Below are 13,987 nucleotides of genomic sequence, written 5' to 3'. Positions count from 1 at the left end.
GATGAGCAATGACGATCGTACCCAGTTCATGCCGACCCCCGGTGGCCGTGGCGCCGCTCCGGCCCACCCGGATGCTGGCCGCGGCCAGCCCGCGCCGCTTTCGATGCCGGCCGCGCCGGTTTTGACCGGTAAAGCCGAAGGTCTCAATCCCCTGGAGAGCGCCGCTGGCCCGCTGCTGGCTTTGCTGACCCGCTTGCGCAACACCATTGCCCACCCGGCGCCGGCGAGCCTGCGGGCGCAATTGTTGGCCTACCTGCGCCAGTTCGAAGAGCGCGCCGAGGCCGCCGGCGTGGTGCGCAACGATGTGTTGCTGGCCCGTTACGCCTTGTGCACCGCCCTGGATGAAGCGGTGTTGAGTACGCCGTGGGGCGGCACCAGCGACTGGGGTAAACAGAGCCTGCTGATCACCGTGCACAACGAAGCCTGGGGCGGCGAAAAGGTGTTCCAGCTCTTGGAACATTGCCTGCAAAGCCCCCGCGAACGTTTGTATCTGCTGGAGCTGTTGTACCTGTGCATGTGCCTGGGTTTCGAAGGGCGCTATCGGGTCATGAACGACGGTCGCAGCCAACTGGAAGCCTTGCGTGAACGCACCAGTGCGGTCATCCGCAGCGCCCGTGGCGATTATGAGCGTGAACTGTCACCCCATTGGCGCGGCGTCACCGTGGCCCGCGACCGGCTGGCGCAATTCATGCCGCCATGGATCGCCGTGGCCATCGGCGTGGCGTTGCTGTTGGCACTGCTGTTCGGCCTGCGCTTGAAACTGGCTTCCGATGCCGAACCGGTGTTCAAAAATATCCATGCCCTGGGCGAAATTCCGGTGCAGGCCATCGACCGTCCGGTGGTGCAACCGAAACTGATCGAGCGCCCGCGCCTAGCGGGCTTCCTTGCCGATGAAATCAAGGCCGGTCGAATCTCGGTGGAAGACGCCGTTGACCGTTCAGTGGTGACCATCCGTGGCGATGAGCTGTTCGCCTCGGGCAGCGCCAGCATCATCGACAATTTCCAGCCGCTGATGCTGCGCATCGCCGATGCCATTCGCAAGGTCAAGGGCCAGGTCCGGGTGACCGGCCACAGCGACAATCGCCCGATTGCCACCCTGCGGTTTCCATCGAACTGGGCCTTGTCCGAGGCGCGGGCCAATTCGGTGCTGCAAATCCTCTCGGTCAAGACCGGCCAGTCTGAGCGCTTCAGCGCCGAAGGCCGCAGCGACACCGAGCCGCTGGCCTCGAACGCTACAACAGAGGGCCGCGCACGCAATCGTCGGGTCGAAATCACAGTATTGGCGGAGGGGGTCGAGTGAAGGCGTTTTTCAGTTTTATCATCCGCTGGGTCATCCCGCTGCTGGGGCTGATCGCCCTGAGCCTGATCATCTGGTTTGTCGGGCCGCTGCTCGAAATCCTGGTGCCCGAAGGTCGGCGCTGGGCGCTGATCGTTCTGGTGTTCGCGGTGTGGATTGCCTACCGGGTGTTTCGCATCATCCAGGCCCGCCGTCAGGCCGCCGAAGTGATGCGCAGCCTGGCGGCGCAAACCCCGCCGGACCCGACCAGCATCGCCACGACCGAAGAGCTCGAAACCCTGCGCCAGCGCATGGACGAAGCCTTGGCGCTGTTGAAGAAAGCCAGGCTGGGCGGTGACGAGCGCCGCAATCTCTACGAACTCCCGTGGTACGTGATCATCGGCCCGCCGGGTTCGGGCAAGACCACCGCGCTGGTCAATTCCGGGCTGCATTTTCCGTTGGCGGCGCAGTTGGGCGCCGGGGCGGTACGCGGCGTCGGTGGCACGCGCAATTGCGATTGGTGGTTTACCGATCAGGCCGTGCTGCTCGACACCGCCGGGCGCTACACCACCCAGGACAGCGATGCGACGGTGGATAAAGCCGCGTGGCTGGGCTTTCTCGGCCTGTTGAAAAAACAGCGGGCCCGACGCCCGATTGACGGTGCGTTCATCGCCATCAGCCTCTCCGACCTGCTGCTGGGCAGCGACGCCGAGCGCGCCGTCCATGCCGCCGCGATCCGCCTGCGTATCCAGGAGTTGTACACCCAACTGGGCGTGCGTTTTCCAATCTACCTGATGCTGACCAAGCTCGATCTGGTGCCGGGGTTCATGGAGTATTTCGATACCCTGAGCAAGGAAGAGCGGACCCAGGTCTGGGGCATGACCTTTGCCCTGGATGACGGTAAAAGCAATGACAGCCCGCTGGCCCATCTGCAAAGCGAGTTCGCCGGCCTGGAACAGCGCCTCAACGATCGTTTGGTGGAGCGTTTGCAGCAGGAACGCGACCCGGCGCGGCGCGATCTGATCTACGGCTTCCCGCAGCAGTTCGGCGCGTTGAAGGATTGCCTGCAAAGCTTCCTTGAGGGCGTATTCAAACCCAACGCCTTTGAAGAGCGGGTGCTGTTGCGCGGGGTGTATTTCACCAGCGGCACCCAGGAAGGCAGCCCGATTGACCGGCTGATCGGCTCCATGGCCCAGAGCATGAACCTGGACCGCCAGCACTTGGCGCGCCAGAACGGTACCGGGCGCAGTTACTTCATCGAAAAACTCTTCAGCGCCGTGGCCTTTGCCGAGCGTGGGCTGGTGGGGGTCAACCCGAAAGTCGAACGTCGGCGCAAGTGGATCGCCCGGGGTGTGCTGGCCTCGACTGTGGTTCTGGTGCTGGTGGTCGGGACCTTGTGGTGGGTCAGCTACCGCGCCAACCAGGCGTATATCGCGCAAGTTGATCAGAAAGTCGCGCCCCTGGGCCAGACCGTGCAAAACCTCAGCCCGGCCCAGCGGGACGTGCTCGCTGTATTGCCGCTGCTTAACGCGGTGAAGCACCTGGCCGGCGACGCGCCGAGCTGGGCCGAAGGCCTGGGTCTGTATCAGGGCGACATGCTTGAGGCCGAGTCCGGCAGCGTCTATCGCAAGCTGTTGATCGCGGTCTTCGCGCCACGCTTGCTCACGCGCATCGAAGAGCAACTGCACGGCGGCGGCAATTCGGACTTCCTTTATGAAGGTTTGAAGGCCTACCTGATGCTCGCCGACAGCGAGCATTACGATGCCGACTTCATCAAGGCGTGGATCGCCCTGGACTGGGACCGCAGCCTGCCGCGCGACTTGCCGGCCGAGCAGCGTATGGCCCTGGCGGAGCACTTGCAGGCGTTGTTCGAGCGCCATCCGCCCACTGCACGTCTGGACCCACGCCTGATCGACGACCTGCGCCGACAGTTGCAACAACTGCCGGTGGCCCAGCGTGTCTATGACCGGGTCAAGCGGCAGAAACTGCCGGACGGCATTCCGGACTTTCGTATCAACGAAGCGGCCGGGCGCGACGCCGCGCTGGTGTTCAGCCGCAAGAGCGGCAAGCCGCTGGGCGAACCCTTGAGCGGCTTCTTCACCGCCAAGGGTTATCGCCAAGGGTTTTTGCTCACCAGCCTGAACCAGACCGGCACCCTGGCCGAGGAGCAGTGGGTGCTCGGTCACGACCAGGCGGAACAGCAGAACGTCGCCAGCCTGGCCGCCGACGTGCGTCGCCTGTATTTCCAGGATTACCAGCGCCAGTGGGACGCCTTGCTGGCTGATATCGACTTCGTGCCGATCACCAGCGTGGCCCAGGCCGCCGATGTGTTGCGGGTGATTTCCGGCCCGACCTCGCCGTTGAAAAAACTGCTGGTGGCGGTGGCGAAGGAAACCGACCTGCAACAGGAAGAACGCCTGCTGGCCGCCAAGGGCGCGCCGGTGGAAGGTGGGGTCGACAAGCTCAAGGAGCGCCTGGGCACCTTGCTCGGCCAGGAGCAGGCGACGCAAAACACACCTGAGGCGAGTGAAGATCCAATCACCGCGCATTTTGCTGAACTCAACAGCATCGTCAGCAAAAACGAAGGCGAACCGGCGGTCATCGACGGCCTGCTGGCCGACATGAATGCCCTGTATGTGCAGGTCAGCGCCATGGTCGGTGCCAGCGGCGACGCCTTGCTCGGCGAAGCCAAGAACCAGGCCGCAGCGGCCGCGACACGGGTCAGCCTCAACGCCGAGCGTCAACCGGCGTTGGTGCAGGGCCTGGTCAAGTCGGTGGTCAACTCCACCACCAACAGCATGATGGGCGGGGTACGCAATCAACTGAACGCGGCCTGGACCAGCGAAGTGGTGAACATCTATCGCCAGTCCCTGGCCGGGCGTTATCCGATGTCGCCGGGCAGTGCGCGGGACGCGACCCTGGACGACTTCGGCCAGTTCTTCGGCGTGGGCGGGGTGATGGACAACTACTTCCGTAAATACCTGCAGCCGTACGTGGATACCTCGACCCAGGCCTGGCGCTGGCAACCGGGCGCCGCACAGAAGCTCGGCATCGCCCCAGGCGTGCTGCAAACCTTCCAGCGGGCAGCGGCCATCCGGGATGCGTTTTTCCGTTCCGGCGGCACCCAGCCGATGGTGCGCTTCGAACTCAAGCCAGTGGCGATGGACGCCACCATCACCCAGTTTTTGCTCGACCTCGATGGCCAGCAATTGAGCTATGACCACGGCCCGAGCCGCCCGACCGCCATGCAATGGCCCAACCCCGGCAGCATCGGCGTGGTGCGGATCTCGATCATGCCGCCTTCGGCCAGCGGTCGTTCCGGCATCACCCTGGACGGGCCCTGGGCCTGGTTCCGCCTGCTGGAGCAATCGGATCTGACGGCCGGCAATGCGCCGGACCGCTTCAACCTGCGGCTGCGGGTCGACGGCGCCAGCGCCTCTTATGAGCTGCGGGCCAACAGCGCCTTCAACCCGTTCAAGGGCCGTGTGCTCGGCGGTTTCAGCTTGCCGGAGCGGTTATGAACACGCCGGGCTTCTATGGAAAGTTGGCCAGTCGCGGGGACTTTGTCAGCCGTGACTTGCCGCAGAGTTTTATCGGCCCCTGGGATTCGTGGCTGGCGGCCGGCCTGCTCGCCAGCCAGACCAGCCTCGGGGACCGTTGGCTGGACGCCTATCTGGTCAGTCCGCTGTGGCGCTTTATGGTCGGGCCCGGTGTATGTGGGCCGCAGGCCGCCGTTGGGGTGGTGATGCCGAGCATCGATCGAGTTGGCCGGTATTTTCCGCTGACCGTCGCGGTGCTGCTGGATCACGACGCTGATCCGGCGTCGGTGGTGGGCGGTTCGGATGTCTGGTTTGAACAGGTTGAGCAATTGCTGTTGAGCACGTTGAGCGTGGAGGCGAACTTTGAAGCCTTCGGTGCAGGACTGGAGACACTGGGCAGCCCGGCGTGCCAGCCACGCACGCCAAGCAGCCGTTTTGCCGGCCTGCATCGCTTTGATGCCACCGACCCGAAGGCGCGAATGACCGCGCTTGCCGAACTGGCCTGCGAAGGCGCAAGCCTGTGGTGGGGCCAGGGTTCGGAGCGTATCGCCCCCGCTTTATTGCGGTGTCAGGGCCTGCCTGTCGCCGCCGATTTTGCGCAATTTTTGCTCGGCCAAGAAGGTGTTGTGTAGATGCGTCCAAGCGCTGGAAAGACGTTCAAGTCTGCAAGCAAGAGCCATGTCGGTATGGTCCGCCAGGTTAATGAAGACGCTTGCCTGGACCTGCCGGAAAACGGCCTGTGGGTGGTCGCCGATGGCATGGGCGGGCACGCGGCGGGCGACTACGTCAGCAGTCTGATTGTCGACAGTCTGCGTAGCATTACCGTGGGCCGCTCGCTGGATGAATACGCCGCGGCGCTGAAAAACGATCTGCTGCGGGTCAACGCCGCCGTGCGCGAAGAAACCGCCAACCGTGGCGTGACCATGATGGGCAGCACTGTGGTGGTGCTGGCGACGCGTGACCTGCGCGGGATGTGCCTGTGGGCGGGAGACAGTCGCTTGTATCGCCTGCGTGACGGCCTGCTCGAAGGCATCTCCCGGGACCACAGTTACGTTCAGGATTTGCAGGACAACGGCCTGCTCAGCGAAGCCGAAGCCCGGGTGCATCCACGGGCCAATATTGTCACCCGCGCCATCGGGGTCGAGGCGCAACTGGAGCTGACGATGGTCGAGCTGCTGTTGATGCCCGGCGACAGTTACCTGTTGTGCAGCGACGGGCTGAACAAGACCGTCGAGGACCATGAAATCGCCGAGGTACTGGGCCACGACGAGCCCGGGGAAATCGCCAGCAGCCTGGTGTCCCTGGGCCTGATGCGCGGCGCTCCGGACAACATCACCGTCATCGTCGTGAAGGTGCCTTCATGAACCTCACCGCGAACATTCTGATCCCGGGTTACGACATCGGCGGTGAGATCGGCAAAGGCGCCATGGCCAGCGTTTACCTGGCGACCCAGCGCTCGCTGGAGCGCAAGGTGGCATTGAAGATCATGGCCGCCGCGCTGGCGGCCGACCCGAGCTTCTGCGAGCGCTTCCTGCGCGAAGGCAAAACCCTGGCGCGCCTGTCTCACCCGCATACGGTCACCATCCATGACATCGGCAATGTCGGTGAGCTGTATTACATGGCCATGGAATACCTGCCCAATGGCACGCTCAAGGAGCGCATCGCCGCCGGCCTGACGCCGGAGCAGGGCCTGATCTACATCCGCCAGATCGCCTCGGCTCTGGGCTATGCCCATGGGCTGGGGCTGGTTCATCGCGACGTCAAACCGGCGAACATTCTGTTCCGTGCTGATGGCACGGCGGTGCTCTCGGACTTCGGCATCGCCAAGTCCCTGGACGACCGCACCCAGTTCACCCAGGCCGGTTTCGCCGTCGGCACGCCCAGCTACATGAGCCCGGAGCAGGCGCGCGGCCAGGACATTGACGGCCGGGCCGACCTTTATGCCCTGGGCGTGGTGCTTTACGAAATCCTTGTCGGCAAGCTGCCGTACACCGGCAACGACGCGCTCTCCACGGCCCTGGCGCATTTGACCGAACCGTTGCCGGAGCTGCCGGTGCACCACGGTCGTTATCAGGACGTGCTGCGCAAGCTATTGGCCAAGGATCCGGCGGAGCGTTTTCCGGATGCAGCGGCGTTGTTGCAGGCGTTGGATAATTTGCCCAAGGAATCGGCTGAAGTTGAAGCGACCTTGATCCAGCCGTTGCCGATTCCGGTGTCGCCGAAATCGACCGGCGATGACCTGGCGGGATTGACGCCAGTGTCTATCGACATACCCAGCGGCCCCGTGCAGCCACAACCCCGATCCACGCCAGTTCCGCCGACCGTCAAGCCGACGCCGCAGTCCTCGATCTCGGAGCAGCGAAAGGGCCCCGTGTTCGCACTCGCTGCCGTCGCGGTGGCCGTGGCGCTGGCCTTGGGCGGCTTGGGTTACTGGTGGCTGGGCAGTGATGCTGAAGTCGATGCCGACGTGAAGCTGCCGGTGGTTTCAGCACCGCCGACCCCTACACCCCCGGTCAATACGCTGCCCGCCGTGGCGGCGACGGAGGTCGATGGCGGTCAGCGTCCGCTGCTGATGGCCGGCAAAAAAACCTTGTTCCAGCGGGTGCTCAGCAAGCCGGGTGCGAAGCTCGCCAGCGAAGCGGGGGCCGCGCCTGGCAAGGTCTTGCCGGCGTTTTCCGTGCTTTACGTCTATCAGCGCAAAGAGGTTAATGGCAGCCCGTGGCTGCGTGTCGGCGCCGCCACCGACGGGCGCAGTGACGGCTGGTTGCCGGCCGCGCAGGTCAGCGACTGGAAGCAAAGCCTGGTGCTCAAGTTCACTGAACGCTCCGGCCGCGCGCCGGTGATGTTTCTGCGTCATCCCGGCGACGTGGAGAAGCTGCTGGCCGATCCGTCGGCGGCAAAAAACCTGCTGCTCAAGACCCAGCAGAACCACGAAGACAATCAACAAGTGTTGGCCCTGGAACCGGCCGCCAGCGCGGTGCCGCAGAACCAGTTTTACCTGTTGCCGATCTTCGATTCGCGCGAGAGCTTCGATGAAAACGGCCTGCCGGTGCAGTTGCTGAACGTGGCGTCCATCGACCCCGGTAATACTCCGAAGGTCGCTGCCAACAACACGCCAATCAGCACCGCCAATGCCGACGCGTTCCGCACCGCCGTGGTGCTGGTGGTCGATACCACCGTGTCCATGCAGCCCTACATCGATCAGGTGCGCGACGTCGTACACGAGCTGCAAACCCGCATCGCCGAGCGCGGCGAGCAGGATAGCGTCAGCTTCGGCCTGGTGGGGTTTCGCAGCAGCACCCAGAAAACCCCTGGCCTGGAATACGTCGCCAAAACCTTGATCACCCTGGAACAGGGACGCGACCCACAGCGCTTCATGGACCTGGCGCGGCAGGTCAAGGCGTCCACGGTCTCGAGCCATACGTTCAACGAAGATGCGTTTGCTGGTGTGATGGAAGCGGTCGAGGGCATGGATTGGTCCGGTTATGGCGGGCGCTTGATTCTGTTGGTCACCGATGCTGGCGCCCTGCGCAAGAACGACCCGTACGCCGCCACGCAAATGAACGAGGCTGAAGTGCGTCAAGCTGCGCTGGGCAAGCAGATCAAGATCTACGCCTTGCACCTGCTCAGCGACGCCGGCAAGAAAACCCACGGCGGTGCGCAAAGCCAATACCGCACCCTGACCGCCGACGCCAACCCGCAGATCGGCGACCTGTACATTCCGGTACCGGGCGCCGATGTGCGCAAGTTTGGTCAGCGGGTGGACGAGATCGGTTCGGTGTTTGCAGACCTGGTGCATCAGGTGCGCAGCAACACGCCGCAAACCGTGCCACTGCTGAGCGCAGCGCCGAGCCTGACCGACAAATCGGCGGCCGTCGGCTATGCGATGCACATGGACTTTTTGGGGCGTAAAGCCGCCAGCCACGCACCGCAACTGGTCAGCGCCTGGACCGCCGACCGCGACCTGACCAACTCGGCACTGCCGGCGTTCCAGGTGTGCGTGATGCTGACCAAATTGCAGCTCAACGACTTGCAGCAATCGCTGAAACTGATCGTCGATGCCGCTCGCAAGACCCAGACCTCGCCGAAGAATTTCTTCCAGGAAATCGCCAGCGCCAGTGCCTACATGAGCCGCGATCCTTCGGCCTTGCGCAAGGGTGGCAACCTGGCCGATGGCGGGGTTCTGGGTGAGTACCTGGAAGGGCTGCCATACCGCAGCAAGTCGTTGAACATGACTCAGGACTTGTGGCTTTCCCTGAGCGTGGCGGAGCAGGAAGACTTTATCGACGAGCTGGATTCGAAAATCCGCCTCTACGAAACCTTCCACAACGACTTGGCCAACTGGGTGCGTTTCGGCGATGCCGAACCGGGTGATGCCTTGTACCGCGTTCCGTTGTCGACGCTGCCGTGATGCTGAACATGAGCGCGGTGCACAAAAGCCGGGGCGCCGGCAGCCAGCGCTACAGCCTGGTGATTCCACGGCTGCAACTGCGTGCCGGTGAACAACTGGCGGTGGTCGGTCCCAGTGGTTGCGGCAAAAGCACGTTGCTGGATTTGCTGGCGCTGGTGCTGGCTCCGGATCAGGCCGGGCAGTTTGATTTTGCGCCCGACCAAACCAGGACGGACATTACCGGGCTGTGGCGCGCAGATGCTCAAAGTGCCTTGGCGGACCTGCGTCGCCGGCACTTGGGCTACGTGCTGCAAACCGGCGGCCTGCTGGGTTTTCTGGACGTGCGCGGCAACATCGACCTGTCGCGCAAACTGCTCGGCTTGAAAGACGACGGCAGCGTGGATCGCCTGGCCGGGGCGTTGGATATCGCCGATCAACTGGGCAAAAAGCCGGGCGACTTGTCCGTCGGCCAACGGCAACGGGTGAGTTGCGCCCGCGCCCTGGCCCATGGGCCGCGCCTGCTGCTGGCCGATGAACCGACCGCCGCCCTCGATCCGCTGAATGCGGAACGAGTGATGCAGTTGCTGGTGACCCAGGCCCGCGAACACGGCGTGTGCTGCGTTGTCGCCACCCACGACGAGTCGCTGGCCCGCGCCAGCGGTTTGCAGGTGCGGCGCATCAGTTGTCGTCGCGACGTCGATGGCGGTGTCACCGCCACCCTCGGGGAGGCCTGCTGATGCGCAACGCGTTGGTGGCTTCCCTGGCCTGGCAGGATTACCGCAACGATGCGTGGCTGTCGGCCTGTTCGGTGCTGGCGCTGGTGGCGGTGGTCGCGCCGCTGCTGGTGCTGTTCGGCTTGAAATTCGGCCTGGTCAGCAGTTTGACCGAACGCTTGGAAAACGACCCGGCCACCCGGGAAGTCATCCCCCTGGGCGGCGGCCGGTTCAGTGCCGCGTTTATCGAACAATTGAGCCAGCGCAGCGACGTGGCTTTCGCCTTGCCGCGCACCCGGCAGATTGCCGCGACGGCGGACCTGACCGTTGACGCTGCGACGGTGACCGTCGAAATGATCCCCACCGCCGTCAACGACCCCTTGCTCGGCAGTCTTCCGGTGCCCCAAGGGCTGGATCAGGTACTGCTCAGCCAGACCGCCGCCGAAAAGCTCGGGGCCAAGGCCGGTGATTGGCTGCAGGCCGGTTTCGGCCGGCAGGTGTCCGGTCGTGGCGAGGCGCAGCGCACTCGCGTGCAGGTGCTGCACGTACTGCCGCTGGAAGCCTTCGCCCGGGACGGATTATTCGCGCCATTGACGTTACTGGAAGCGGCTGAAGATTACCGGGACGGCCGCGCTGTGCCAGCGTTAGGTTGGCCAGGTGATGCGGTGGGCGTAACGGAGCAGCGGGTGTATCCGGCGTTTCGCCTGTACGCCCGCAGCCTCAAGGATGTCGAGCCGCTGCGCCAGTACTTCGCTGCGCAGAACCTGCTGGTCTCGACCCAGGCCCAGACCATCGCCCAGGTGCAATCGCTGAGCCGTAATCTGTCGATCGTGTTCTGGATCATCGCCGGATTGGCTTTAGCGGGAGCGTTCGCGGCGATTTTTTCCGGCGCGTTGGCGGCGGTCGAGCGCAAGCGCCGAGAGTTGTCGGTGTTGCGCCTGCTGGGGTTTTCCACGGCGGCGTTGCTTTTTTTTGTGGTGTTGCAGGCGCTGTACAGCGCCGGCCTTGCCGCCCTGTTGAGTGCCGGGCTGTATGGCCTGGCGCAATCGGGCCTGAACCATTTATTTGTGCAGATGCCAGGCGAGTACGCCAGCCATCTGCTGGCGCGTCACTACGCGTTGGCCCTGATGGCCGTGCTTGGCGTCAGCGCCGTGGCAGCGGCCTGTGGTGGCTGGCGAGTGGCGCGTATCCAGGCGTTTGAAGGAATCCGAGATGTATAAGTTACTGGGCGCCGCTGTGGCGCTGAGCCTGGCCAGCATGGTCTGGGCTGATGAAAGCACAGACAAACTGGACAACCCCAAGCCGTTGCCCGATGACGTCAGCCTGCCGCTGCCGTGCGAAGGGCAGATGGTGTTCCGTTACGTCTACATCCTGGCCCAGGGCACTCTGGACGACCGCGAGATCAGCCTCGGCTATCCATTCAGTGAGGACGAGGCCGGTTATCAACAGTCGTTCATCTCCGGTTACCGCCGGGACTTTATCAACGGCCAGTTCACCCTCAAGGATCTGCCCAAGGATTGGGGCAAGACCCTCTCCCCGTTGATGCCCAAGACAGACACCAAGACCCCGCTTAAACCGATGCTCTATTTCATCGGCAAATACGAAGTCACCGCCCGCCAATACGCCCAGGTCATGGCCCAGGCGCAATCGTTGGCCAGCGGCGAGCCGGCGCCGGCCTGCGAGGCATTGCAAGCCGAAGCGCCGCAAGGCATGGCCGGGCGTTTGCCCAAGGTGAAATTATCGCGATTCGAGGCCGAACGCTTCTCGGCGGTGTACAGCGCCTGGCTGATGAAATACCACAAGGACCTTCTACCGGTGAGCGGTCGCGGCACCTCGGCTGAAGAGGGCGGGCTGGGGTTTGTGCGCTTGCCGACCGAGGTTGAATGGGAATTTGCTGCCCGTGGCGGGCAGGCCATTAGCCGTCAGGACCTGGAAGGGCGCCTGTTTCCCCGTCGTCTGGAAGGCAGCGAAAGCGACGGCCCATTGGCGGACTGGGCGGTCTTCAACCAGGTCGCCGGCGGCACCGGCCAGGCCGCGCGGCTGATGCCGATCGGTACCAAACTGCCAAACCCCATTGGCCTGTTCGACGTGATCGGCAACGCCGCCGAGATGGTCCAGGAGTCCTTCCAACTCGTGCACGCCGGACGCCGCCAAGGCACCTACGGCGGCTTCGTGGTCAAGGGCGGCAACTACCTGGAAGGCGAGGGCACCTTGTTCACCGGGATGCGCCGCGAGTACCCGCTGTTCGCCGCCGACGGCACCGAACAAAGCAACGAAACCACCGGGTTCCGGGTCGCGATTGGCGCGTTGTCGGCGCCACGTTCGCGCTACAAGGAACTGTTCGCCCAATGGCAGAAAGAAGGTCGGCTGGCTTCGCTGACCGATGCTATCGACGACGCCCAGGACCCGACCAAACGCCTGGACAGCATCATCGCCGCCAGTGTCGACCCACGCCTGCAAGCCGAGTTGGGGCTGGTCAACGAAGAGCTCAAGCGCAACGTCTCGCTCATCGCCCAGCAGCGCGAGGAAGCGGCCGGCAACCTGATCCAGTCAGCGGCCCTGGTGGCCGAGACCATCAACAACTACAACATTCGCCTGACCAATTTGCAGAAGAGTCGCCAGCAGGCCGTGGACGTCAAGGACGAGGCCAGCGCCAAGCTGTTCGCCACGGCCATCGACAACGGCCGCAGCGCGCTGGACGGCGCGGTGGCGATCTACATCGACAACCTGGCAACCGGCACGCGCTACACCGATGCCGTGATCCAGGCGCAGTTTCAACGCATCAAGGAAGAGTTGGATCGCAAGCCGGTACTGGGCAAGAGCCTGGTCACGCGCGCGACGTTATTCGTTCGCCATGTCGGTGATTATCGTCAGCAACGACGAGCCGACCCGGCGGCGATATTGAAGGAATTGCTCGCATCGAACGCTCAGCGGTCTTGATTGTTCGTTGTACAGCGAGCTTGGAAGGGACTCAGGCGGCGGTGGGCCGTGCTGAGCTGGTCAAACTTAAAAGAGAACACAACTATGCTTTCCTCCCGTAAACCTTTTGCTTCGCTTTCCAAGCGTCACCTGCTGCTGATCGCCGTCGGCTTCAGCACCGTACTGACCGGTTGCGCCACGTCGCCGACCTCCAAGGTCGCCTCGAGCACCAAGGTCGAGTACTACCCCAACTGCTACGAGCCGGTGCAGCACCTGCGTGCCACCGATTCGAACATGACCAAGTCGGTCGTCACCGGCGCGGCCGTCGGCGCTGTCGGCGGTGCACTGCTGGGCGCCCTGACCGATTCCGAGAACCGTGGCCGCAACGCTGCCATCGGTGCAGCGGGCGGTGCCCTGGCGGGCGGCGCGGCCGGTTACTACACCGAGCGTCAGAAGCAGATTGCCGATGACAACCAGCGCATCGCGTCCTACGCCACCGACGTCAACAAAAGCGCCGCCGACATCGATCGCAGCACTGCGTACGCCAAGACTTCGCAGCAGTGCTACCAGACCGCGTTCACCAAACTGGTCGCCGACCGCAAGGCCAAGACCGTCAACGACACCGAGGGCCGCAAGCGCCTGGTAGAAATCGTCGCGGGCCTCAAAGAGTCCAACGACCTGATCGTCGCGGTTAACGGCAAAGCCAACGAAGACCTGAACAACTACACCCAGGCCTATGAAAAAGACCTGCAGCAAGTAGGCGTGCAGCGCACCGACGTGGTCACCGTGGCGACCGCCGAAACCACGCCGGTCGTGACCCCGACCCCGACCAAGAGCAAAAAAGCGGTGAAACCGGCGAAAAAACCAGTGCTGCCAGCCGTGCCGAAAGAAGCAGTCACCACCGAGAAAACCCTGCAGACCGCACAAGCCAAACAGGCTGAAAGCAAGCAGGTCGCCAGCGCCGGCACCACTCAGGTCAACAGCATGTGCAAAAACCCGGACCTGGGCGACTGGGCACCGGTGCCTTGTCCGAATGTTTGATTGAGTTTGTAGGTCTTTGATCGCTCCCACGCGTTGCGTGGGAGTGATTGGCGCTATGCGCCGCCATCGTATTTTCTCTCCTTGATTTGCGCCACCGTCAGATTCTGGA

9 protein-coding genes are annotated in these 13,987 nt (G+C 63.7%); all 9 read left to right on the top strand.

The features are described from left to right. Position 1 precedes the first annotated feature (1 nt). The 9 genes from ACYZT3_RS00395 (at position 2) to tagQ (ending at position 13,878) form a co-directional block, all read left to right on the top strand. A complete protein-coding gene (locus ACYZT3_RS00395; protein WP_282376272.1) occupies positions 2-1,300 on the top strand; it encodes a DotU family type VI secretion system protein in 1,299 nt (432 codons plus the stop codon). Then, a complete protein-coding gene (gene tssM / locus ACYZT3_RS00390; RefSeq protein ID WP_462031273.1) occupies positions 1,297-4,797 on the top strand; it encodes a type VI secretion system membrane subunit TssM in 3,501 nt (1,166 codons plus the stop codon). Before ACYZT3_RS00395 ends, tssM begins: the two co-directional genes overlap by 4 nt. Continuing rightward, the gene (gene tagF, locus ACYZT3_RS00385; protein WP_282376270.1) at positions 4,794-5,447 is read left to right on the top strand and encodes a type VI secretion system-associated protein TagF; all 654 of its coding nucleotides are present in this window, start codon (positions 4,794-4,796) and stop codon (positions 5,445-5,447) included. The genes tssM and tagF overlap by 4 nt, the downstream gene beginning before the upstream one ends. Next, positions 5,448-6,179, top strand: a complete 732-nt coding sequence (locus ACYZT3_RS00380) for a PP2C family protein-serine/threonine phosphatase (RefSeq protein WP_282376268.1) — start codon at positions 5,448-5,450, stop codon at positions 6,177-6,179. Next, positions 6,176-9,226 carry a serine/threonine-protein kinase gene (locus ACYZT3_RS00375; protein WP_462031272.1) on the top strand — a complete coding sequence of 1,017 codons (3,051 nt, stop codon included), beginning with the start codon at positions 6,176-6,178 and terminating at the stop codon, positions 9,224-9,226. The genes ACYZT3_RS00380 and ACYZT3_RS00375 overlap by 4 nt, the downstream gene beginning before the upstream one ends. Beyond that, complete coding sequence (locus ACYZT3_RS00370) at positions 9,226-9,942, top strand: ABC transporter ATP-binding protein (RefSeq protein WP_282376266.1); 717 nt, start codon at positions 9,226-9,228, stop codon at positions 9,940-9,942. The genes ACYZT3_RS00375 and ACYZT3_RS00370 overlap by 1 nt, the downstream gene beginning before the upstream one ends. Further along, entirely contained in the window at positions 9,942-11,138 is a 1,197-nt protein-coding gene (locus tag ACYZT3_RS00365) for an ABC transporter permease (protein ID WP_462031271.1), read from the top strand. The genes ACYZT3_RS00370 and ACYZT3_RS00365 overlap by 1 nt, the downstream gene beginning before the upstream one ends. After that, positions 11,131-12,858, top strand: coding sequence for a formylglycine-generating enzyme family protein (locus tag ACYZT3_RS00360; RefSeq protein WP_462031270.1), 1,728 nt, complete (start codon positions 11,131-11,133; stop codon positions 12,856-12,858). Before ACYZT3_RS00365 ends, ACYZT3_RS00360 begins: the two co-directional genes overlap by 8 nt. An 84-nt stretch (positions 12,859-12,942) precedes the next feature. Next, positions 12,943-13,878, top strand: coding sequence for a type VI secretion system-associated lipoprotein TagQ (gene tagQ / locus ACYZT3_RS00355; RefSeq protein WP_282376263.1), 936 nt, complete (start codon positions 12,943-12,945; stop codon positions 13,876-13,878). The last annotated feature ends 109 nt before the right edge of the window (positions 13,879-13,987 follow it).

This window comes from Pseudomonas sp. MDT1-16 (assembly GCF_054898115.1).
This window is presented reverse-complemented; position numbering and strand designations above follow the sequence as displayed.

What these genes read in the sequence shown, in the direction of transcription:
- ACYZT3_RS00395 (WP_282376272.1), top strand. Translation starts at nt 2, where the DNA reads ATGAGCAATGACGATCGTACCCAGTTCATGCCGACCCCCGGTGGCCGT.
- tagF (WP_282376270.1), top strand. Translation starts at nt 4,794, where the DNA reads ATGAACACGCCGGGCTTCTATGGAAAGTTGGCCAGTCGCGGGGACTTT.
- ACYZT3_RS00380 (WP_282376268.1), top strand. Translation starts at nt 5,448, where the DNA reads ATGCGTCCAAGCGCTGGAAAGACGTTCAAGTCTGCAAGCAAGAGCCAT.
- ACYZT3_RS00375 (WP_462031272.1), top strand. Translation starts at nt 6,176, where the DNA reads ATGAACCTCACCGCGAACATTCTGATCCCGGGTTACGACATCGGCGGT.
- ACYZT3_RS00370 (WP_282376266.1), top strand. Translation starts at nt 9,226, where the DNA reads ATGCTGAACATGAGCGCGGTGCACAAAAGCCGGGGCGCCGGCAGCCAG.
- ACYZT3_RS00365 (WP_462031271.1), top strand. Translation starts at nt 9,942, where the DNA reads ATGCGCAACGCGTTGGTGGCTTCCCTGGCCTGGCAGGATTACCGCAAC.
- ACYZT3_RS00360 (WP_462031270.1), top strand. Translation starts at nt 11,131, where the DNA reads ATGTATAAGTTACTGGGCGCCGCTGTGGCGCTGAGCCTGGCCAGCATG.
- tagQ (WP_282376263.1), top strand. Translation starts at nt 12,943, where the DNA reads ATGCTTTCCTCCCGTAAACCTTTTGCTTCGCTTTCCAAGCGTCACCTG.